At 53.2% G+C, this 423-nt stretch carries 1 pseudogene; it reads right to left on the minus strand.

The features are described 5' to 3' along the window. A pseudogene (locus tag B3S86_RS00025) lies at positions 1–423 on the minus strand (DNA-directed RNA polymerase subunit beta'); the annotation flags it as partial.

Raw genomic sequence — 423 nt, forward strand, 5'->3', positions numbered from 1 at the left:
GGAAGACCTTGTGTGATATCGTCTCCGGCAACCCCACCTGTGTGGAAGGTACGCATCGTAAGCTGCGTTCCTGGCTCACCGATTGATTGTGCCGCGATGATACCGACAGCTTCGCCGACTTCGACGTCGTTGCCTGTTGCCAAGTTGCGTCCGTAACATTTCTTACAGACACCATGGCTTGTGTTACATGTGAAGGCAGTACGGATCTCAACGTTGTCGACACCAGCGTCAGTGATGACACGTGCGATGTCTTCATCGATGAGTTCGTTCGTCGAAACGAGGACTTCTCCTGTTTCAGGGTGAACGACGTTTTCGAATGCAGTACGGCCGACGAGGCGGTCGTAAAGGCTTTCGATTTCTTCCGTTCCTTCACGGAGTGCTGTGACGCGGATACCACGATCCGTTCCACAATCATCTTCACGG

The organism is Exiguobacterium sp. UBA3968 (assembly GCF_002385115.1).
GTDB lineage: Bacteria > Bacillota > Bacilli > Exiguobacteriales > Exiguobacteriaceae > Exiguobacterium_A.